The organism is Delftia deserti (assembly GCF_042653485.1).
GTDB classification, from domain to species: domain Bacteria; phylum Pseudomonadota; class Gammaproteobacteria; order Burkholderiales; family Burkholderiaceae_C; genus Comamonas; species Comamonas acidovorans.
This window is the reverse complement of sequence record NZ_JBHSIH010000001.1, coordinates 3,253,499-3,274,130: the sequence shown is the minus strand read 5'-3', so window position 1 is coordinate 3,274,130 and position 20,632 is coordinate 3,253,499. Positions and strand designations below refer to the sequence as shown.

Genomic DNA, 20,632 nt, shown 5'->3' with positions numbered 1-20,632 from the left:
TCAAGCCGTGGTCCGTGGCTCGCCCAGCGACAGCATGAGCCGGTTGGCCCAGTTGAAGAAGGCCGTGCCGTGCAGCACATCGGAGATGGCGGCATCGTCCAGGCCTGCGGTGCGCAGCGCATCGATGTGGGCGGGCTCCAGCGCAGGCGGGGTCTGGGTCAGCGCCACGGCGGCCGTGACGATGGCATTCCAGCGCGGCCCCAGGTCCGTGCCCGGGCCTTCGTCGAGCAGGCGCTGCACGTCGCCGCCCCGGCGCGAGAAGTGCGTGGCAAAGCGCGCATGGACCGAGGCGCAGTAGATGCAGCCATTGGCGCGCGAGGTGGCTGCAGCGGCCAGCTCGCGCTCGGCGCGCGGCAGGCCGGCGTCGGGGTTGTAGAAGATGTCCTTGTCGGTGCGCGTGCGCGCGCCCAGCGTGTCGGGGTCGCGCGCCAGCAGGCGGAAGTAGGGCGACTGCGCGCGTGATGCATCGACCAGGCCCGCATGGTGGCGCTCGGTCAGCTCGCTTTCGTCCAGTGGCTCAATCCATGGCAGCCAGTCGAGCTGATCCTGGGTGAAGACCTGGGGAGCGGCGGAGTTCGTTGAGGTCATGGCTGGGCTTGCAGGGTGTTGGGTTGACGGACTGCCGGGGGCGCGGGGCGTGCAGCCAGCACGCGCAACCCCGCCACCACGCGGATCTGGAAGGACAGGAAGGACGCCAGCTGGGACAGGATGACGATGTCCGTCTCGCTCCAGCCCGCCTGTTGCAGCGCCTGCAGGGCCCCGGCGCTGGCGTCGCGCGGGTGGTAGGCCAGCAAGTGGGCATGGGCCAGCGCCGCGGCCAGGCGCGCGCCCAGCAGTGCGGCGTGGGCGGGGTCCACGGCATAGGCGGGGCCGCTCTGGTCCTCGCGGCTCAGCGGGCCTGCCGGGTAGCTGCCGTAGGGACCATGCGGGCCGCTGCCGGCCTGCAGGCTCTGCGCGCGGCCACGCACCACTTCGGATGCCACGGCGGCAGCCAGTTCCGCATCTTCGGCCGCCAGCGCCTTCGCATAGAAGGCGGCGCTGCGTGGCTCGCCATGCAGCCCGGCCGTGAAGGCGGCCAGGGCCAGCCGCTCGCGCAGCGAGACCGTGCCGGGCACGGGCTCGGCGGGCGTGAACAGGGCTGCAAAGCTTTGCTGGGCCTGCGTGCGTGCCTCGGTGCGGTGGCGGCGCACGCGGTCCAGGGCGCTGCCGGGGGTGATGTCGGCGAGGTGGTCGATCACGTCGCCGGGAAAGCGGGGCGCTACGGTGGTGTTCATGGTCATGCGGCTTGCAGCAGTCCGGCCCGGACTGCGGGGAGGGAAGAGGGCGCTGGGGCGGACACATCGGCGCGGCGCCAGCCCAGGGCCGGGGCCACATGGGCGGCCGTCAGTTCGATGGAGCGCAGGATGGCGGCATGCGGCGGGTCGATGGAATGCACCTGGAAGGCGATGTCGCTCACGCGCGCCAGCGCCGTGTCGGCGTGCAGCGAGGCGATGACCTCGTCGGGCGTGCCCACATGCACGTCGTAGGCGGCGATGAGATCGGCCAGCGGCGCCTGCGGATCGACGCGGGCCGCCCATTGCGAGGGCTGGGCCGCATGGCGCAGGGCCACGCGGCGCAGGCCGGCCTCGGCCCAGCGCAACGCCTCGTCTCGGCGGTCGGCCACGAACAGCGTGCGCGAGCCCAGGATGCGCGGCGCCCGCCCTGCGGGCAGGCGGGCGAGGTAGGCGTCGATGATGGGGTTCTGGATCTCGGACAGCGTGGCCTGCGGCGCGCCTTCGGGCCGTGGCTGGGTGCGCGACAGCATCAGGCCGTCGCCGTTGGCACCGGCCCGCGCGCCGCCCTCGGCCGAGAACGTGGCCTGCCAGACGCGCTCCAGCAGCTGCGGCGCGGCCGGGTACAGGTGCACGCCGCCGGCCAGCGCACGCCCGGCCCAGGCGTCCTGCAGCACGCCGAAGTTGCGTGCGAAGACGGCGCCGCGCTCGGCGCCCTGCACGCCAAAGGCCTCGAAGGATTCGGCCGTGCCGCCCGTGCCCAGGCCCACTTCCAGGCGGCCGCCGGTCAGCAGGTCCAGCACGGCCGCATCCTCGGCCACGCGCAGCGCGTTTTCCAGCGGCAGCGTGATCACGCCCGTGCCGATGCGGATGCGCCGCGTGCGCGCCGCCACATGGGCCAGGAAGACGAAGGGCGAGGGCAGGCCGCCCTCGCTTTCATGGAAATGGTGCTGGGCCACCCAGGCCGAGTCGAAGCCCTGGGCCTCGGCATGGGCGATCTGCTCGGCCACCAGGCGGTAGCGCTCGCCGGCCGGCGCGTCGTCGAGCAGGCGGCTGAAGAAGCCCAGGCGCGGGCCGCTGCGGGAGCCGTGGCCAGGGTTGGTATCAGGCGGGGTGAGGGACAAAATCAATGCTCCTTTTGCCGGGAATGGCGTCCATGAGTTCGCGCGTGTAGTCGCTGGTGGGGCGCTGGAACACCTCCTCCACGCTGCCCGCGTCCACCACCCGGCCCGCGCGCAGCACCGACACCGTGTCGGCAATCTGGCGCACCACGGCAAGGTCGTGCGAGATGAAGAGATAGGTCAGCCCCAGGTCCTGCTGCAGCTGGGCGAGCAGGGCCAGGATCTGCGCCTGCACGGTCACGTCCAGGGCCGATACGGCCTCGTCCAGCACCAGCACTTGCGGCTGCAGCACCAAGGCGCGCGCAATCGCCACACGCTGGCGCTGGCCGCCCGACAGCGCATGCGGGCGCCGCTGCAGCACGGCGGGCGGCAGGCCCACGCGCTCCAGCATGTCGTGCACGCGCCGGCGGCGCTCACTGGCGGGTAGCGGGTCGAAGTTCAGCAGGGGCTCCTCGATGATGTCGAACACGCTCTGGCGCGGGTCCAGAGAACTGAATGGGTTCTGGTAGACCAGCTGCACGCGGCGGCGCAGCTGGCGCAGGGCCTCGCCGCGCAGGCCCGTGACCTCGGTGCCTTCGATGCGGATGCGGCCCGCCGTGGGGCGGCCCAGGCCCACAATGCTGCGGATGGTGGTGGTCTTGCCCGAGCCCGACTCGCCCACGATGGCATGCGTGCTGCCCCGGAGCACGCGCAGCGAGACTCCATCCACGGCACGGAAGATGCCGCGCCCGTGGGCGGAGGCACGGCCGGGCGCCGCGAACTCGTGCACCAGGTCCTCGACCTCGATGGCCCAGTCATCGGCCGTGGCGGGCCTGGGCGTGCGGCGTGGTGCCGGCGCCAGCGAAGGCGCATCGGCCAGCAGCCGCCGCGTGTAGGCGCTTTGCGGATTGCGCAGCAGCTCCAGCGTGGGGCCCTGCTCCTGGATGCGGCCGCCCTGCATGACGACCAGGCGGTGCGAGCGGTCGGCCGCCACGCCCAGGTCATGCGTGACCAGCAGCACGGCCGTGCCGGTTTCGCGGCGCAGCGCGTCGATCAGGTCCAGGATGCGCCGCTGCACGGTCACGTCCAGCGCGCTGGTGGGCTCGTCGGCAATGATGAGGGCGGGCTGCAGCGCGATGGCGATGGCGATCAGCACGCGCTGGCGCATGCCGCCCGACAGTTCGTGCGGATACTGGCGTGCGCGCAGCGCGGGCTGGGACAGGCCCACGCGGGCCAGCAGCTCCAGCATGCGCGCCTCCACGGCCGTGCGGTCGCGCAGTCCGTGGATGCGCAGGATCTCGCCCACCTGGTCGCCCACCGTGCGCACGGGGTTCAGCGACATGGTGGGGTCCTGCGGCACCAGGCTGACCACGCGGCCACGGATGGTGTTCCAGCGCGCGGCCGGCCAGCCCGAGACCTCGGTGCCCTGCAGGCGGATGCTGCCGTGCTCGCGCTGGCCGTTGTCGGCCAAAAGGCCGATCACGGCCTGGGCCGTGGTGGTCTTGCCCGAACCCGATTCGCCGACCAGGGCCACCACTTCGCCCGGCGCCACGGAAAACGACACGCCGTGCACCACGCGCTGCGCCCGGCCTGCGGCATCGCGGTAGGCCACGGCCAGGTCCTGCACTTCGAGCACGGGGGCGGTGGTTGCCACCGCTGGTGCGGCGTGGATGCCTTCCTCGATGGCGGCGCTCATGCAGGCCTCCGCGCAAAGGCCGTGGCGATGCGGTTGGCCGCCAGCACCACGGCCACCACGATCAGGCCCGGCGCCGTGGTCAGCCACCAGGCGGTGGCGATGTAGTTGCGGCCCTCGGCGATCAGCAGCCCCCATTCGGGCGTGGGCGGCGGCGCGCCGTAGCCCAGAAAACCCAGCGTGGAAATCGCCAGGATCGCCGAGCCGAATTGCAGCGCCGCCATGGCGATGACCGACGTCAGCGAGTTGGGCAGCACATGGCGCCACAGCACGGCGGCAAAGCGCCCGCCGCTGCCGAAGGCGGCCTCCACGTAGTCGGAGCGGCGCACGCGCACCACCTCCGAGCGCACCAGGCGCGCGAAGCTGGCCACCGAGACCACGCCCACGGCAATGGCCGCGTTGATGGTGCCAAAGCCCAGCACGATGATGATGGTCAGAGACAGCAGCAGCGAAGGCACGGCCAGCAGCACATCGACCAGGCGCATCAGCGCATCTTCCGTGCGCCCGCCCGTGGCCCCGGCCAGCAGGCCGATCAGCGTGCCCACGGCCAGGCCCACGCCCACGGCCACGAAGGCGCCCGACAGCGAATGCACGGCGCCGTGCACCACGCGTGCCCACAGGTCGCGCCCCAGCGCGTCCGTGCCCAGCCAGTGCGCGGCGCTGGGCGCCAGCAGCTGCTGGCCGGCCTGGCCCGCGATCGGGTTCTGGTGAGCGAACCAGCCGGGCGCCAGCGCCCACAGCGCGGCCACGGCAATCACCAGCCAGGCCAGGGCCAGCGTGGGCGGCAGGCGTTTCAGGGATTGCAGGCGGGCCGGCAAGGCGAAGCTGCGGCGCGGGGCGGTTGGCGCAGAGGCCGGGGACGACGCTGGCAGCGCCGTGGGAATGGGAGTGGCGGGCGCGGCCTGGGCATCCAGGGCCGGGGAAAGAGCGCTTGAGACGGCGGTGTTCATGGCCGGTTCTCCACGGAATGGCGCAGGCGCGGATCAAGCAGCGGGTACAGCAGATCCACGGCGAGGTTGATGAGTACGAAGGCCGCTGCCGAGACGACCACCACGGCCTGGAGCACGGCCGTGTCCTGGTTGCCCACGGCCTGCTGGGTCAGCGTGCCCAGGCCGTTGAGGCCGAACACGGCCTCCGTCACCACGGCGCCGGCCAGCAGCTCGCCGAACAGCACGCCGGCAATGGTCAGCGTGGGCAGCAGGGCATTGCGTGCCACATGGCGCAGCAGCACCCAGCGGCGCGAGGCGCCCTTGGCCCGCGCCACGGCCACGAAGGGCTGGGCCAGCACGGCGTCGATATTGCGCAGCAGCACCTGGGCCAGCGGCGCCGAGATCGGCACGGCCAGGGTCAGCGTGGGCAGCACCAGTCCTTCCCAGGGGCCGGGATTGATCACGGCGATCCAGCCCAGGCGGAACGACACCACCTGGATCAGCATGATCCCCAGCCAGAACACGGGCACCGAGACAAAGACCGAAGGCAGCGAATACAGCGCGTTGCGCAGCCAGGCAAAGGGCGCCAGGCTGGCAGCCACCGCCAGCGCCACGGCCAGCAGCGCGGCTGCGGCAAAGCCCAGGGCCGCGAGCCTGAGCGTGGGCGGCAGGCTGGTGGCCAGGCCCTGGCTCACCGGCACGCCGGCCTGCAGCGAATAGCCGAAATGGCCCGTGAGGAACTGGCCCAGCGTGTGCAGGTACTGCTGCCAAACGGGCTGGTCCGAGCCGTAGGCGGCGCGGATGTCGGCGATCTCCTGCGGGCCCAGGCCCAGCTCGGGGTTCAGGAATTTGATCAGCACGGCGTCGCCCGGCAGCAGCTGCAGCAGGATGAACGAGACCGTGAAGGCCGCCCACAGCACCAGGGCGGCCTGGGCGATGCGGCTGAGCAGATAGCGGCGCGGCATGGAGCGGTTCCTCAGGGGACGTTCCGTTCAGCGCCTGGCCAGCCAGGTGCTGTAGAAGCTGGGCCGGCCCACGGCCTCGAAGCCCACGTCGCGCACCCAGCCCGCGCCTGCAAAGGCCTGGGGCTCCTCGAAGATGGGAATCACATAGGCCTGGTCGATCAGGTAGTTCTGCACCTCGCCGGCCAGCGCCAGGCGCCTGGCAGCATCGGTCTCGGCCGCGATGGCGTCGAACAGGCCGTTGAGCTTGGTGTCCTCGAAGGACTTGACTTTCTGGCTCACGCCGCCCTTTTGCAGCAGCACGTTGCGGTTGGTCGGGTAGTAGTTGCTCTTGATCACGTCGGGATCGGCGCGGCCCACCATGCCGGGCAGCACGCCGGTCTTGTCGGGGTCCAGCGTGTCCACGGCGCGGCTGCCCGCGTCGCCCGACAGCACGTTGAGCTTGACGCCGATGCGCGCCCATTGCTGGGCCACGAGCTGCAGCGTCTCCTTGTTCTGCGGCTGGGGCAGGGACTCGTAGGTGGACAGCACGAAATCGCGGCCGTCCTTCTGGCGCAGGCCGTTGGCGCCCAGCGTCCAGCCGGCCTCGTCCAGCAGCTGTTTCGCCTTGGCCTCGTCATAGGCCAGCTTGGCCGACAGGTCCACGAAGCCGGCCGCCGTGGAGGCAATCACCGAGCGCGCCTGCGGATAGCGCGGCGAGAACAGCGTCTCCACGATCTCCTTGGTGTTGGTGCCATGCAGCAGGGCCTGGCGCACCTTGAGGTCGGCCACCAGGGCGTTGTCCGGGCGGATGGCCACGCTGTTGTTCACACCGCGCGTGGGCGGGGCGTAGATGCTGAACTTCTGGTCCTCGACGCGCTTTTCGTCATAGGCCTGGATCTGGCGGATCAGCCCGGCCTGCCCGGCCAGCAGCGCGCCGATGCGCACGCTGTCCTCGGGCGTGACGATGAACTTCACCTCGTCCAGCCGCGCGCGGCCCTGGTGGGCCAGCTTTGCAGGACCCCAGGCATAGTCCTTGCGCACCTTGAGCACCAGTTCCTTGCCCAGCGTCTCGCTGGCCACCACGAAGGGACCGGAGCCGATGATGCGGGTGGCATCGCCCAGCTCCTCGAAGGGGCGGTCCAGCGTGGCCGGCGAGACCAGGCCCGAGCCGATCACCGAGGTGCCCTGCAGGAAGCCCGGTGAAGGCTTCCTGAAGAAGAACTTCACCGTCAGCGGGTCGACCACCTCGCTGCGCTCGTAGTTGTTGATCACCTCGGACACGGGCTGCTTGAGCGCCTTGTTGCCCAGGCCGTAGGTGTCGAAGTTGCGCGCCACGGCCGCCGCGTCCAGCGGTGTGCCATCGGAGAAGGTGACGCCGGGCCGCAGCTTGAAACGGTACTCGGTAGCGTCGGCATTCACCGTCCAGGACTCGGCGATCCAGGGCTGGATCTCCAGCGTCTTCGGGTCCTGGTAGGTCAGCTTGTCGGTGATCTGGTTGAGCACGCCGCCATTGGGGTAGAAGCCCCCGGCCGGCGGATAGAGGTTGGTATGGGCCTGCTGCTCCAGATAGACCAGGGTGCCGCCTTCCACAGGGCCAGACGATGCGCCGGCCTGGGCCGTGTCCGCCTGCCGGGAGCACGCCGCCAGCAGCAGGCTGCTGCCCGCCAATACCGCTATCGCGGCCTTCCATGCCACCTGACCCGCCTTCGATTGGGAAAACACGTTCGTACCTCGCCGCCGCTGGGGCGCTGAAAAACAAGACTGCCGGCCACAGGACCGGCTCCATGTTTTTCATGCTATCGATGCCAAATATTTGTGCTCATATATCGAGTTGCATCGTTATTTGGAAAACGACTAAGGGATGGGAGCTCCCGCATATCTGCCCAGTGCATAAGCGCAGACGGATTCGTTTGTTTGCCGCGCATGCGGCGGTCCCAACAATGGGCTGGTACTTCCTTCACCGAAAGCCCGTCCATGAGCCATCTCAACGAATACCTCGCCGAAAAGCGCGCCGCCGTGCTCGCCCGCAGCGCCGCCGTCGCGGCCGGCACGGCACAGCCCGCCCACCTCAAGGCCCATGTGCGCGCCGAGGGCCGCAGCGGCGTACGCCGCCTGCGCATCCGCGAGCACCAGGTCATCAGCGACAGCCCGCCCGACTTCGCGGGCTACAACCTCGGCCCCAGCTCGCCCGAGCTGCAGCTGGGCGTGCTGGGCACCTGCGTGACCCACATCTTTCTGATCCAGGCGGCCGAGCGCCAGGTGCCCGTGGAGAGCCTGGAGGTCGAGGTCACGGGCATCATCGACCCGCGCGGCGGCAAGCCCGGCCACGAGGCCACGCCCATCTGGCCGCATGAGATCGGCTACACCGTGCACATCGACTCGCCCGCCAGCCGCGCCGAGATCGATGCGCTGTTCGAGGCCGTGGAGCGCACTTGCCCCATCCTCAACCTGCTGCGCAATCCGCAGAACATCCGCGCCGAAGTGCGCCACACCGACTCCAGCGCCGCCGCGCGCCTGGCGGCCTGAACCTCTCGCAGCCTCTTGCAGAAAGCACCCCTGCCATGACCCTGCCACTCGACCACATCGTCATCGCGGTCCAGGACCTGGAACGCACCATTGCCGACTACACCGCGCTGGGCTTCAACGTGCTGCGCGGCGGCGAGCACCCGGGCCGCTCCACGCACAACGCCCTGGTGGTGTTTGCCGACGGCGCCTATTTCGAACTCATCGCCTGGCGCGCACCCGCGCCCGAGGAGCGCTGGTGGCAGCAGCTGCAGCGCCATGGCGAGGGCATTGTCGATTTCGCGCTGCTGCCCACCGAGACTGGCGCCGTGGTTGCCGCCGCCCAGGCGCGCGGCCTGGACTACGAGGCGCCCTACGAAGGCGGCCGCCTGCGCCCCGACGGTGCCCAGCTGCGCTGGCGCAATGCACGCGCCCGCAGCCAGGACCTGCCCTTTCTCTGCGGCGACCTCACGCCGCGCGCCCTGCGCGTGCCCGAGGGCGGGGCGCGCGTGCATGCCAATGGCGCGGCCGGCGTGGCGCGCCTGCATGTGGCCGTGCATGACCTGCGCGCCAGCCTGGAACGCTGGCGCGCGCTGCTGGGCGAGGGCGCCGGCATTGGCGAGGCCCGGCTGTCGGACGACGGCAGCGCCTACCGCGCATCGCTGAGGCTGGGCGCCACCGCGCTGGTGCTGGCTGCTCCCGCCCAGGGCGTTGCCACGGGCACCCTGGGCCACCGTCTGGCCACGCGCGGTGAAGGCCCTTATGCCATCGAGCTGGAGGTACGCCAGCCCGCGTCTGCGCTGGCGCTGGACGAGACCGCCACGCATGGCGCGCGCATCGTGCTGGCCCAGGCTTCCCCGGCCAGGGAAACCGCCGCCGCCTAGGCGAAATGCGTGGGCGCTAGAATGGCGCCCCGCTGACACCCATGCCCACCCCGGTGGGCGTTTTCGTTGCAGCCGCGGCCTTCCTTGAGGGGCGCCGTGGCGCGGCGCTGCTTGCCATGACGACTGCTTCCACTCCTGCCACGCTGGGCATAGATTTCGGTACCTCCAACTCCGCCATGGCCTGGCGCGCCTCCGGCCAGGCCGCACGCCTGCTGCCGCTGGAGGGCGAAGCCTGCGGCATGCCCACGGCACTGTTCTTCCATACGGACGAGCACAGCACCCATTTCGGGCGCGACGCCATGGCCCAGTACCTGGACGGCGAGCCGGGCCGGCTCATGCGCTCCCTCAAAAGCCTGCTGGGCAGTGCGCTGCTGCAGGAAAAGACGGCTGTGCACGACCAGTTCGTGAGCTACCAGGACATCATCGGCCTGTTCCTGCGACGCGTGGCCGACCGGGCACGTGCCTCGCTGGACGGCCGCCTGCCCGAGCGCGTGGTGCTGGGCCGGCCCGTGCATTTCGTGGACGACCATCCCGAGCGCGACCGCCTGGCCCAGCAGGCCCTGGCCGATGCCGCGCGCGCCGCAGGCCTGGGCGAAGTGGATTTCCAGATGGAGCCCATTGCCGCCGCGCTGGACTACGAGCAGCGCCTCACGCAGGAATCCGTGGTGCTGGTGGTGGACATCGGCGGCGGTACCTCCGACTTCACCGTCGTGCGCCTGGGCCCCGAGCAGGCCGGCCGCAGCGACCGCCGCGACGACATCCTGGCCACCAGCGGCGTGCACATCGGCGGCACGGACTTCGACCACCGGCTCAATCTGGCCCAGCTCATGCCGCTGCTGGGCTACCGCCACACCGGCCCCAGCGGCCGCGAAGTGCCCAGCCGCGTGTTCTTCGACCTCTCGACCTGGCACCTGATCCAGTGGCTGTACTCGCCCAAGGCCCTGGCCGAGGCGCGCAACCTGCGCACCGACTACAGCGACCAGCGCCTGCACAAGCGCCTGATGGAAGTGCTGGAACTGCGCGAAGGCCACCGCCTGGCCGCCGTGGTGGAGCAGGCCAAGATCGAGGCCTCCACGCGCCATGCCGAAGCGGCCATCGAGCTGGGCTGGCTGGAATCGGGCCTGTCCGCCGCCATCTCGCCCGAGGTGCTGCACGAGCAGCTGCAAGGCCCGCTGCAACAGGTCGTGGCCTGCGCCCAGGACTGCCTGCGCCTGGCCGGCGTGGCGCCCCAGGCGCTGGACGCCATCTACCTCACGGGCGGCTCATCGGCCCTGCGCACGCTGCGCGATGCGCTGCGCGATGCTTTCCCCGGCGTGCCGCAGGTCGAGGGCGACCTGTTCGGCGGCGTGGCCACCGGCCTCGCGTATGCCTGATCAATCCGCGTCGCCGTCCTCCTCGGCGGCCTGCTTGATCGCCAGCGCGGCGTCGTAGAGGCGGTTGCGCGGTGCGCCCGTGATCTCGGCGGCCAGGCGCACGGCGGTCTTGGTGGGCAGCTCGGCCAGCAGCAGGCGCAGCACGCGCAGGGCGTCGGCGTCGGCCTCATCGCCACCCAGGGCCACAGGGTGCAGCACCACGGCGAACTCGCCCTTGCTGCGCTGGGGCACGGCCTGCAGCCAGGCCGGCAGCGCGCTGGCGGGCATGGTGGCAATGTCCTCGAACTGCTTGGTGATCTCGCGCGCCAGCGTCACCGGGCGCTCGCCCAGCGTGGCCAGGGCGGCGGCCAGGTCGGCAATGCGGTGGGGGGCTTCCAGCAGCACGGTGCAGCGCGGCTGCAGTGCCAGTTGCTGCACGGCGGCCAGGCGCTCGGCCGACTTGGTGGGCAGAAAGCCCGCGAATACGAACCCTGCCTCGCCCTGCGAAGGCGTGACCGCTCCGGCCACGCTGATGGCGGCCGTGATGCTGCTGGCGCCGGGCAGCGGAATGCAGCGCAGGCCTGCGGCCTGCACGGCTGCGCACAGTCGTGCGCCGGGGTCGCTGACGCCGGGCGTGCCCGCGTCGCTGACATAGGCGATGCGCTGGCCCTGCTGCAGCCGCGCCACGATCTGCTGGGCCGCCTCGGCCTCATTGTGCTGGTGCACGGCCAGCAGCTGGCTGCCGGGCCGGTCCAGTCCATAGGAGCGCAGCAGGCCCTGCGTGTGGCGCGTGTCCTCGCAGGCCACGCAGTCCACCAGCTGCAGCACATGCAGGGCGCGCAGGCTGATGTCGGCCAGGTTGCCGATGGGAGTGGCCACCACGTAGAGGGCGCCCTGCGGATAATGCTGGGATGCCGCAGCATCCTTGGCTGCGCCCAGCGCGGTGGCGAAAGAGGTAGTCAATGGGTTTCCTTGCGAAAAAGCCGGCAGGCGCGGGGCCGTCTGCCCTCACGACCCGGCACCGGGGCCAGCAGGCCGAGGATGCGGCGCTGGCCCATCTGCAGGCGGCCGGCCTGCGTCTGGTCGAGCGCAATTATCGGACGCCGGGCCGCGGCGGCGGCGAGATCGACCTCATCGTGCAGGCGCGCGACGGCACCGTGGTCTTCGTCGAGGTGCGCAGCCGGGGAACGCGTGCCTTCGGCGGTGCCGGCGCCAGCATCGGCGCCACCAAGCAGCGGCGCATCGTATTTGCGGCGCGCCACTACCTGATGCGATGGTCCGCGCCGCCGCCTTGCCGCTTCGACGTGGTGCTGGTCGAGCCCGGCAGCACCGGCCATCCGGGCGCAGGGCCGGGCGTGCAGTGGCTCCAGGCCGCCTTTGACGCCGAAGGCGCCTGATCCGTTACCGCTGCAGCACAAATAACGCCTGGCTACGAAAGACTTCAAGGGCGGCAGTTATCATCGGGCCTCCATGCTTGAGCAACGTATCCAACAGCATTTCATCGACAGCGCCGACCTGAAATACCAGGCCGCCCAGGCGCTGAGCCAGCCCATTGCGGCGGCAGTGCAGGCCATGCTGGCCTGCGTGACAAGTGGCGGCAAGGTCCTGGCCTGCGGCGCGGGCGCCTCTGCCAGCGATGCCCAACTCTTCGCCGCCCTGTGCGTGGCCGGCTTCGAGCGCGACCGGCCCGAGCTGGCTGCCGTGGCCCTGGTCTCCGATGGCGGCCTGCTGGGCACCGTGGGCGCCACGGGCTCGGGCGGCAACGCCACCCAGTACCTGGCGCGCCAGATACGCGCCCTGGGCCAGCCCGGCGACCTGCTGCTGGTGCTGTCCGCCACGGGCAACGACGTGGCCGTGCTCGAAGCACTGGATGCCGCCCATGAGCGCGACATGATGGCCGTGGTGCTGACCGGCCGCACGGGCGGCTCCCTGGCCGGCCGCGTGCGCGAGACCGATGTTCTGATCTGCGTGCCGCACGACCGTGCGGCGCGCGTGCGCGAAACCCATACGCTGGTGCTGCACTGCCTGTGCGACGGCGTGGATGCCCAACTTCTGGGTGAACAGGAGATGCCTTTATGAAGTTCCGTTGGTCCCGCGCCGCCTGCGCCGTGCTCGCCGTCGCGTCCCTGGGCGCCGCCCTGTCGGGCTGCGTCGCCCTGGTGGGCGGCAGCGCCGTGATGGCCGGCATGTCGGTGGCGGACCGCCGCACCACCGGCACCCAGGTGGAAGACCAGGGCATCGAGCTGCGCGCCAACAACCGCATCGCCGAGGTGCTGGGCGACAAGGCCCATGTCAACGTCACCAGCTACAACCGCCAGGTGCTGCTGACCGGCGAGGCCGGCAACGAGGCGGACCGCCAGACCATCGAGAAGATCGTGCGCGAGCAGACCACGGTGCGCAATGTCTTCAACGAAGTGGTGGTGGCCCCCTTCACCTCCACGCTGAGCCAGCGTTCCAAGGACACGCTGATCACCACCCAGGTCAAGGCCAGCCTGCTGGACGCCAAGGACATCCAGGCCTCGGCCTTCAAGGTCGTGACCGAGAACAAGGTCGTCTTCCTGATGGGCATCGTCACCCCGCGCGAAGCCAGGCGCGGCGCCGAGATTGCACGCGGCATCAACGACGTGACCAAGGTCGTGCGCGTGGTCGAAGTCATCTCCGAGGACGAACTGGCCCGCATGCAGCCCCAGTCCGCCCCCGTGGTCACCGACGACTCCGGCAAGGCCGCCGCAGCCAGCGCTCCCACCAGCCCCTCGGAAAGCAGCCTGTCCACCCCCGCAGGCGCCACCGCCACCCCGGTGAAGTGATCACCGCCGCCTGAAAGCAAAAGCCGGAACATGTTCCGGCTTTTTGTTTTGGACATAGGAAGATCTCGTTCCTCAGGGCATAGCACTTGAATCTGGCAGGGCCTAAAGCCAGGGACACCAAGCAAGGGCCGCCCCGCAGCGATGGTGTCGTCCCCCTCCCTTGCGAAGCAAGTAGAGAGGGGGAAGCGGCGTAAGCCGCTCAGGGGGTGAGCCTCTTGATGAGGCTGGAGGTATCCCAGCGCCTGCCGCCCATCTGCTGCACATCGGCATAGAACTGGTCCACCAGGGCCGTGACGGGCAAACGGGCTCCATTGCGCTGTGCCTCGGCCAGCACCAGGCCCAGGTCCTTGCGCATCCAGTCCACGGCAAAGCCGAAGTCGAACTTGCCTTCGGCCATGGTGCGACCGCGGTTGTCCATCTGCCAGCTCTGGGCTGCGCCCTTGCCGATGACATCGAGCACGCTGGGAATGTCCAGGCCCGCGCGCTGGCCGAAGGCGATGGCCTCGGACAGGCCCTGGACCAGGCCCGCAATGCAGATCTGGTTGACCATCTTGGTGAGCTGGCCGGCGCCGCTGTCGCCCATCAGCGTGCAGGCGCGCGAGAAGGCCATGGCCACGGGCTGCATGGTGGCGAAGGCGGCCTGGTCGCCGCCGCACATCACGGTGAGCTGGCCGTTCTGGGCGCCGGCCTGGCCGCCCGAGACGGGTGCGTCGATGAACTGCAGGCCCAGCTCCAGCCCGGCCGCATGCAGCTCGCGCGCCACTTCGGCCGATGCCGTCGTGTGGTCGGCGAAGATGGCGCCGCGGCGCATGCCGGCGAAGGCGCCGTCCGGCCCCAGCACGACCGAGCGCAGGTCATCGTCATTGCCCACGCAGCTGAACACGATGTCGGCGCCGGCCACGGCCTCGCGCGGCGTGGCCGCATGGCCGCCGTTGAACTCCTCGCACCAGGCGCGGGCCTTGGCCGGCGTGCGGTTGTAGACCGTGACGCGGTGGCCCGCCGTGGCCAGGTGGCCGGCCATGGGGTAGCCCATGACGCCCAGCCCGAGGAAGGCCACGGAAAGAGGGGCGGTGTCCGCATAGCTGCGGGCGGCGATGGAGGAGTCGGACATGAAAGCAATCCTGAGAGGTGGTGGGAGGCGGGTGGCGCAGGGCCGCGTCCGGCGCGGCCCTGGAAGGAGCCGGCATGCCGGCTCAGCGCACTGAAGGCGCGGTCAGGGCGTGCATGGCACGCCCCTCAGACGATGGCGAAATGCTCGGTGCCCGCCGCCAGGTCCAGCGACTTGGCGCGCTGGCTGCCCAGCTTGATCTGCAGCCGCAGGTCGTTGACCGAGTCGGCATTGCGCAGTGCATCCTCGTAGGTGACCAGGTTGGACTCGAACAGGTCGAACAGCGCCTGGTCGAAGGTCTGCATGCCCAGGTTGCGGCTCTTTTTCATGATCTCCTTGATCTCGGTGACCTCGCCCTTGAAGATCAGGTCGGAGATCAGCGGCGAGTTGAGCATCACCTCGATGGCGGCCACGCGGCCCTTGCTGTCCTGCTTGGGCAGCAGGCGCTGGGAGACCATGGCGCGCAGGTTCAGCGACAGGTCCATCAGCAGCTGCGGGCGGCGGTCCTCGGGGAAGAAGTTGACGATGCGGTCCAGCGCCTGGTTGGCGCTGTTGGCGTGCAGCGTGGCCAGGCACAGGTGGCCGGTTTCCGAGAAGGCGATGGCATGCTCCATGGTCTCGCGGTCGCGGATTTCGCCCATCAGGATCACGTCCGGCGCCTGGCGCAGGGAGTTCTTGAGCGCCGCGTCCCAGCTGTCCGTGTCCAGGCCCACTTCGCGCTGCGTGACCACGCAGTTCTTGTGCGGGTGCACGAATTCGATGGGATCCTCGATGGTCACGATGTGGCCGTAGGAGCTCTCGTTGCGCCAGTCCACCATGGCGGCCAGCGTGGTGGACTTGCCCGAACCCGTGGCGCCGACCAGGATGCACAGGCCGCGCTTGGTCATGGCCACCTCCTTGAGCACCTGGGGCACGCCCAGGCTGTCGATGGTGGGCAGGGCCAGCGGAATCGTCCGCATCACCATGCCCACGCGGCCCTGCTGGATGAAGGCGTTGACGCGAAAGCGCCCTATGCCCGGCGGCGAGATGGCGAAATTGCACTCCTTGGTGCGCTCGAAATCGGCGATCTGCTTGTCGCTCATGACCGAGCGCGCCAGCGTCAGCGTGTGCACGGGCGACAGCGGCTGCGGCGACACCTTGGTGATGCGCCCGTCGATCTTGATCGCCGGCGGGAATTCCGCCGTGATGAACAAGTCGCTGCCGTTGCGGCTGACCATGAGCTTGAGCAGGTCGTTGATGAACTTGGTGGCCTGATCTCTTTCCATTGCCGTATTCCCCCGGGCATTGCGCGCCGTTGTGGCGCGCAGGTTGTTTTGTTATTTGCAGGTAGGCCGGTCCGGCCCGCAGGGGCCAGGCGTCCTCATATTCAACTCACTCACTGTCTATGTGTGCTGCTCTTCGCCCAGGCGCACGCTGATGGCGCGCAGCCGGAACGAGAGCTTGCGCGCCAGCAGCGCCATCAGCTTGGCGGCCAGCGCGGCGTCCTTGACCATCATCTCGTCCAGCGCCTCGGCGCCGAGCACGCCGATCTCGCAGTCGGTCAGCGTGGTGCAGCTGGAAAAGCGCGGCCCGCCGTCCAGCAGGGACATCTCGCCCAGGATGTCGCCGGGCCGCGTCTGCGCCAGGCGCATGCGCTCGCCCCAGGGCTGCTGGCGCTCCACGGCGATCTGGCCGGACAGCACCACGGCCATGAAGCTGCCGTTCTCCTCCTGGCGGATCACGTCGCGCTGCGGTGCCACGGCCGCGTAGATGAAGTATTCACTGAGCCGCTGCAGGCTGGCCGCATCCAGCTGGCCCAGGTAGCGGTCGCGCGACCACAGCTGCTCCAGCTGGCCGCCGCCGCCGCGCGGCAGCCGCGTGGCGCCGACCTCGATGGCGCGGGCCTCCCAGGGAACGGGCGGCGTATGCGGGTCCAGAAAGCCATGCGCCGCCAGCGTGGTCGTGAAGAACGCCGACTCGGTAGCCGGGGCCGAAGCCTCCTGGCCGTTTTTCAGCATGCGGAAAATGCTTTTCATGGCGCGTGGCGCAAGGCGGTAGGGGGAGGGCTCAGCCCGGGAAGTTCTCCGGTATCTTGGCCTTGGCGCGGGCTTCCGCGGGGCTGATCAGGTTGCGCCGCACCAGGTCGGTCAGGTTCTGGTCCAGCGTCTGCATGCCCACATTCTGACTCGTCTGGATGGTGGAGTACATCTGGGCCACCTTGGCCTCGCGGATCAGGTTGCGGATGGCGCTGGTGCCCAGCATGATTTCGTGGGCGGCAATGCGGCCCTGGCCGTCCTTGGTCTTGCACAGCGTCTGCGAGATCACGGCCTGCAGCGATTCGGAGAGCATGGCGCGCACCATCTCCTTTTCCTCGGCGGGGAACACGTCGATGATGCGGTCGATGGTCTTGGCGGCGCTGGAGGTGTGCAGGGTGCCGAAGACCAGGTGGCCCGTCTCGGCCGCAGTCATGGCCAGGCGGATGGTTTCCAGGTCACGCATTTCGCCCACCAGGATGGCGTCCGGGTCCTCGCGCAGCGCCGAGCGCAGGGCGGCCGAGAACGACTGCGTCATCGGGCCGACCTCGCGCTGGTTGATCAGGCACTTCTTGGAGTCGTGCACGAATTCAATGGGGTCCTCCACCGTCAGGATGTGCCCGTACTCGGTCTCGTTGAGGTGGTTGACCATGCCGGCCAGCGTGGTGGACTTGCCCGAGCCCGTGGGCCCCGTCACCAGCACCAGGCCGCGAGGCTTCAGCGCCAGGTCGGCGAAGATGCGCGGCGCGTTGAGCTGCTCCAGCGTCAGGATCTTGCTGGGAATGGTACGGAAGACGGCGGCCGCACCCCGGTACTGGTTGAAGGCGTTGACCCGGAAGCGCGCCAGGCCCTCGATCTCGAACGAGAAGTCCACCTCAAGGAACTCCTCGTAGGCCTTGCGCTGGGAGTCGGTCATGATGTCGTAGACCATGGCGTGGACGGTCTTGTGGTCCAGCGGATCGACATTGATGCGGCGCACGTCGCCGTGCACGCGGATCATCGGCGGCAGCCCCGCGGACAGGTGCAGGTCGGAGGCCTTGTTCTTGACGCTGAAAGCCAGCAATTGGGTGATGTCCACGGAGTTCGCTCCCTCGTTTGGTACGCTGGCGGCAATTATGACGACGATTGAAAACAAGCTTCAACAGATTCACGAACGGATTGCCTCGGCCTGCGCGCAGGCGGGCCGGACGGCCGGCTCGGTGCAATTGCTGTCCGTCTCCAAGACCTTCGGCGCCGACGCCGTGCGCGAGGCCGTGCTGGCCGGCGAGCGCAGCTTTGGCGAGAACTACATCCAGGAGGGCGTGGACAAGATCGCTGCCGTGCGCGCCATGGCCCTGCCGGGCGGCGAGGCCCTGCAATGGCATTGCATAGGTCCCATCCAGAGCAACAAGACGCGCCTGGTGGCCGAGCATTTCGACTGGGCCCAGACCGTGGACCGCCTGAAGATCGCCGAGCGCCTGTCGGCCCAGCGCCCCGAGGGCCTGGCGCCGCTGCAGGTCTGCATCCAGCTGAATGTGGATGGCGGCGAGACCAAGGCCGGCGTGGCGCCGCAGCAGGCGCTGGAGCTGGCCGCCGCCATCGTGCAGCTGCCGCGCCTGGTGCTGCGCGGCGTGATGAGCATTCCCGACGATGCGCCGGGCTTCGAGGCCCAGCGCGAGGTGCATGCCCGCGCCACCGCCGTCTTCGCGCAGATCCGCGCCAGCGGCCTGCCGGGGCTGGAGCGCCTCGACACGATATCCATGGGGATGACGGGCGATCTGGAAGCGGCCGTGGCCGCAGGCAGCACGATGGTGCGCGTGGGCAGCGGTATCTTCGGCCAGCGAAACTACGCCCCGCGCTGAGCGGGGCGTAGCTGGCGGGATATTCAGCCTCAGCGGCTGCCGGGCCGCTTCATCTGACAATCGGTGGGCAGTTCTACCTGCTCGGGCGTGTAGACGGCATCGGTGCGAAAACCGTAGCTCGTGCCTTCCCAGCCGGCCTTGACCAGCTTGCCGTCCACGGGCGCGATGGTATTGACCACCTGGGGCAGCAGCAACTGGTGGTCCTTGCCGCGCATGCGCACGGGGCCGACCACGGTGTCCATCTGCAAATCCTCCATGGCCAGCGCGATCTTCACGGGTTCGGTGGACCGTGCCTTGGCCATGGCGGCGGCCAGCATGCGCGGCACCAGGTCCATGCGCGGGGCCAGGAAGTCCTTGCCCATGCGGGCCTTGTATTCCTGGGCGCGGGCGTCGGCCAGCGGGCGGCCGGCCTGGCCAGGGTGCCATTCGGCCACCCAGGTCAGCTGTCCGATGCGGGTCTGGGCGAAGGATGTCACCGTGCCCGGCATGCCGCCCGCGCTGTGGTTGAAGTAGCGCAGGTCATAGCCCGAGTCGGCGGCCGACTTGAGCAGCAGGGTCAGGTCCTGCCCCCAGTTGCCCGTGATCACCGAGTCCGCACCCGTTTCCTTGATCTTGGCCACATAGGGCGCGAAGTCCTTGACCCGGCCTATGGGGTGGAGCATCTCGCCCGTGAACTGGATGTCGGGCCGGGCCGCGCTCACCATCTGGCGCCCGTAGGCCGCCCACTGCTTGCCGTGGGCGTAGTCCTGGTTGAGCAGGTAGACCTTGCGGATGCCCGGCTGGGTCTTGATGTAGCTGGCAATCGCCTGCATGCGCATGGCGGTGTTGGCATCGAACATGAAGTGCCAGAAGCTGCAGGCCTTGCCCGTCAGCTCGGGGTCGATGGAGGAGTGGTTGAGCACCAGCACCTCCTTGCCCGGATTGCGCTGGTTGTGGCGCGAGGCTGCCTGCACCAGGGCCGCCACCACCGAAGAGCCCGAACCTCCCGTCACCACCACGCGCGCGCCCTGGTCGATGGCCGCCTGCAGCGCGGCCTGGCTTTCCTGGGCCGAGAGCTTGCTGTCGAACTGCAGCAGCTGCAGCTTCGCGCCGTTGAACAGGCCGCCCTTGGCGTTCACGTCCTCGACCGCGTACTGCACGTGGTCGCGCATCAGCTCGCCCGTGCTGACGAAGGGGCCGGACAGCGGGTCGATGAAGGCGATCTTGAAGGTCTCGCCGCCCTGGGCGTGGGCGGCCGTGCTGCACAGCAGGGCGGCGGCGAGAACGATGGAGGGCCGGGAAAAGCGGCGTACGGGCATGTCTTGTCTCCTCGAAGGAATGGTCGTCAGTCCTTGCCGGGCGGCTCGGCACGGGGCCGGCTGCGCCGTGCAGGCGTTTTTTTTGCGGGGGATGCGGCAATGGCTACGGGCGCGGTGGCTGGCGCCGTGCGCAGGCCCAGCACGCGGCTGGCCAGCTCGGTCAGCTCGGCCACCATCTCGGCCGTGCCCAGGCGACCGCCGGGGCGGTACCAGTTGTAGAGAAAGCCCGGCAGGCTGCAGGCGGCCTGGGCGGTGATGCGTGTCTCGCGAAAGTCCAGGTGGCCGCTGGCGCGGCCTTCTTCGAGCAGCGCGCAGAACTGGCGGTAGAACTGGCGCGCCAGCGTGCGCGAGGCCTTCATGTACGCAGGGCTGAAGGCCTGGGGCTCGCGGTAGGGAAAGAAGGCCGCCGGATAGTGGGCAATGGTGGCCGCGATCAGGCGCTGCAGGCCGTCCACGGCCTTCTCGTGCGCGGCGCGCGGATCGTCGGCCGCGAAGTCCAGCACCGTGAAGCAGGCCTCGGTGGGCGCCCAGCACAGGGTCTCGAAGATCTCCTGCTTGTTGCGGAAGTAGTAGTAGACGAAGGGCTTGGTCACGCCCAGGGCCTGGACGATCTGCTCCATCGTGGTGTTGGCGTAGCCGTTGCGGTCGAACAGGGCCTCGGCTGCCTTGAGGATGCGTTCGCGCTTTTCATCGGAGCCGGCCGTGGGAAGGCGCTGGCGGCCGCGCGGGGTGACAGGGGGCTTGGGCATGCGGGAAATCTCGTGTCGCGTCGGTGGCTGCGATGGTTATACCGATGGGTAGCAATGTTCTACCAGCGGGTATATATTGGCAAGCCGCTGGACCCCAAAACAAATCAAGGCTATCCCTAAGAGCGACTACGCCCCCTGAGTC

Annotated in this window: 21 protein-coding genes; 7 read left to right on the top strand and 14 right to left on the bottom strand. The window is 69.6% G+C overall.

Translation table 11 applies throughout. The features are described 5' to 3' along the window. Genes ACFPFG_RS15815 through ACFPFG_RS15785 form a run of 7 tightly spaced genes read right to left on the bottom strand, consistent with a single transcriptional unit; the run spans position 1 to position 7,659 of the window. Positions 1-588 (bottom strand): alkylhydroperoxidase domain protein, encoded by a 588-nt coding sequence (locus ACFPFG_RS15815; RefSeq protein ID WP_183017353.1) that lies wholly within the window; start codon positions 586-588, stop codon positions 1-3. Then, positions 585-1,280, bottom strand: coding sequence for a CMD domain protein (locus tag ACFPFG_RS15810; protein WP_380107359.1), 696 nt, complete (start codon positions 1,278-1,280; stop codon positions 585-587). Before ACFPFG_RS15810 ends, ACFPFG_RS15815 begins: the two co-directional genes overlap by 4 nt. Then, positions 1,277-2,395 carry a putative FMN-dependent luciferase-like monooxygenase gene (locus ACFPFG_RS15805; protein ID WP_380107357.1) on the bottom strand — a complete coding sequence of 373 codons (1,119 nt, stop codon included), beginning with the start codon at positions 2,393-2,395 and terminating at the stop codon, positions 1,277-1,279. Before ACFPFG_RS15805 ends, ACFPFG_RS15810 begins: the two co-directional genes overlap by 4 nt. Next, positions 2,376-4,067, bottom strand: a complete 1,692-nt coding sequence (locus tag ACFPFG_RS15800; RefSeq protein ID WP_380107355.1) for a dipeptide ABC transporter ATP-binding protein — start codon at positions 4,065-4,067, stop codon at positions 2,376-2,378. Before ACFPFG_RS15800 ends, ACFPFG_RS15805 begins: the two co-directional genes overlap by 20 nt. Further along, on the bottom strand, positions 4,064-5,014 hold the full coding sequence (locus ACFPFG_RS15795) for an ABC transporter permease (protein ID WP_380107353.1): 951 nt from the start codon (positions 5,012-5,014) through the stop codon (positions 4,064-4,066). The genes ACFPFG_RS15800 and ACFPFG_RS15795 overlap by 4 nt, the downstream gene beginning before the upstream one ends. Then, positions 5,011-5,958: an ABC transporter permease gene (locus ACFPFG_RS15790; protein WP_380107351.1), complete on the bottom strand. Its 948-nt coding sequence runs from the start codon at positions 5,956-5,958 to the stop codon at positions 5,011-5,013. The genes ACFPFG_RS15795 and ACFPFG_RS15790 overlap by 4 nt, the downstream gene beginning before the upstream one ends. A gap of 27 nt (positions 5,959-5,985) precedes the next feature. Next, positions 5,986-7,659 carry a TIGR04028 family ABC transporter substrate-binding protein gene (locus ACFPFG_RS15785; RefSeq protein ID WP_374619301.1) on the bottom strand — a complete coding sequence of 558 codons (1,674 nt, stop codon included), beginning with the start codon at positions 7,657-7,659 and terminating at the stop codon, positions 5,986-5,988. 252 nt (positions 7,660-7,911) lie between these two features. Between ACFPFG_RS15785 and ACFPFG_RS15780 the strand changes: the two genes are divergently transcribed. The 3 genes from ACFPFG_RS15780 to ACFPFG_RS15770 all read left to right on the top strand — a co-directional run bounded on the left by ACFPFG_RS15780 (position 7,912) and on the right by ACFPFG_RS15770 (position 10,696). Continuing rightward, positions 7,912-8,463: an OsmC family protein gene (locus tag ACFPFG_RS15780; protein WP_013804436.1), complete on the top strand. Its 552-nt coding sequence runs from the start codon at positions 7,912-7,914 to the stop codon at positions 8,461-8,463. 35 nt (positions 8,464-8,498) lie between these two features. Continuing rightward, positions 8,499-9,323: a VOC family protein gene (locus ACFPFG_RS15775; RefSeq protein WP_183017361.1), complete on the top strand. Its 825-nt coding sequence runs from the start codon at positions 8,499-8,501 to the stop codon at positions 9,321-9,323. Positions 9,324-9,439: 116 nt separating this feature from the next. Further along, positions 9,440-10,696, top strand: coding sequence for an Hsp70 family protein (locus ACFPFG_RS15770; protein ID WP_380107348.1), 1,257 nt, complete (start codon positions 9,440-9,442; stop codon positions 10,694-10,696). On the opposite strand, the gene rsmI is transcribed toward ACFPFG_RS15770, so the two are convergent. Further along, positions 10,697-11,638 (bottom strand): 16S rRNA (cytidine(1402)-2'-O)-methyltransferase, encoded by a 942-nt coding sequence (gene rsmI, locus ACFPFG_RS15765; protein ID WP_183017363.1) that lies wholly within the window; start codon positions 11,636-11,638, stop codon positions 10,697-10,699. It abuts the gene before it with no gap. Between rsmI and ACFPFG_RS15760 the strand changes: the two genes are divergently transcribed. From ACFPFG_RS15760 to ACFPFG_RS15750, 3 genes are all read left to right on the top strand, one after another. Next, the gene (locus ACFPFG_RS15760) at positions 11,638-12,072 is read left to right on the top strand and encodes a YraN family protein (protein WP_183017364.1); all 435 of its coding nucleotides are present in this window, start codon (positions 11,638-11,640) and stop codon (positions 12,070-12,072) included. The genes rsmI and ACFPFG_RS15760 overlap by 1 nt on opposite strands. A 73-nt stretch (positions 12,073-12,145) precedes the next feature. Further along, complete coding sequence (locus ACFPFG_RS15755) at positions 12,146-12,754, top strand: SIS domain-containing protein (protein ID WP_012202994.1); 609 nt, start codon at positions 12,146-12,148, stop codon at positions 12,752-12,754. Next, a complete protein-coding gene (locus tag ACFPFG_RS15750; protein ID WP_312370706.1) occupies positions 12,751-13,482 on the top strand; it encodes a BON domain-containing protein in 732 nt (243 codons plus the stop codon). The genes ACFPFG_RS15755 and ACFPFG_RS15750 overlap by 4 nt, the downstream gene beginning before the upstream one ends. 199 nt (positions 13,483-13,681) lie before the next feature. On the opposite strand, the gene ACFPFG_RS15745 is transcribed toward ACFPFG_RS15750, so the two are convergent. The 4 genes from ACFPFG_RS15745 to ACFPFG_RS15730 form a co-directional block, all read right to left on the bottom strand. Then, positions 13,682-14,593: an NAD(P)-dependent oxidoreductase gene (locus ACFPFG_RS15745; protein WP_013804430.1), complete on the bottom strand. Its 912-nt coding sequence runs from the start codon at positions 14,591-14,593 to the stop codon at positions 13,682-13,684. Positions 14,594-14,718: 125 nt separating this feature from the next. Continuing rightward, positions 14,719-15,855, bottom strand: coding sequence for a PilT/PilU family type 4a pilus ATPase (locus ACFPFG_RS15740; protein WP_012202997.1), 1,137 nt, complete (start codon positions 15,853-15,855; stop codon positions 14,719-14,721). Positions 15,856-15,972: 117 nt separating this feature from the next. Beyond that, positions 15,973-16,605 carry a cyclic nucleotide-binding domain-containing protein gene (locus ACFPFG_RS15735; RefSeq protein WP_183020257.1) on the bottom strand — a complete coding sequence of 211 codons (633 nt, stop codon included), beginning with the start codon at positions 16,603-16,605 and terminating at the stop codon, positions 15,973-15,975. A gap of 31 nt (positions 16,606-16,636) precedes the next feature. After that, entirely contained in the window at positions 16,637-17,680 is a 1,044-nt protein-coding gene (locus ACFPFG_RS15730) for a type IV pilus twitching motility protein PilT (RefSeq protein ID WP_183020258.1), read from the bottom strand. Between the two features lie 37 nt (positions 17,681-17,717). On the opposite strand from ACFPFG_RS15730, the gene ACFPFG_RS15725 reads away from it, so the two are divergent. Beyond that, positions 17,718-18,443 carry a YggS family pyridoxal phosphate-dependent enzyme gene (locus tag ACFPFG_RS15725; RefSeq protein ID WP_380107343.1) on the top strand — a complete coding sequence of 242 codons (726 nt, stop codon included), beginning with the start codon at positions 17,718-17,720 and terminating at the stop codon, positions 18,441-18,443. A 29-nt stretch (positions 18,444-18,472) separates the two neighbouring features. On the opposite strand, the gene ACFPFG_RS15720 is transcribed toward ACFPFG_RS15725, so the two are convergent. Together ACFPFG_RS15720 and ACFPFG_RS15715 are read right to left on the bottom strand one after the other, a co-directional pair. Continuing rightward, a complete protein-coding gene (locus ACFPFG_RS15720; RefSeq protein ID WP_197953762.1) occupies positions 18,473-19,741 on the bottom strand; it encodes a branched-chain amino acid ABC transporter substrate-binding protein in 1,269 nt (422 codons plus the stop codon). 26 nt (positions 19,742-19,767) lie between these two features. Then, complete coding sequence (locus ACFPFG_RS15715; RefSeq protein ID WP_183020261.1) at positions 19,768-20,490, bottom strand: TetR/AcrR family transcriptional regulator; 723 nt, start codon at positions 20,488-20,490, stop codon at positions 19,768-19,770. Between the last annotated feature and the right edge of the window lie 142 nt (positions 20,491-20,632).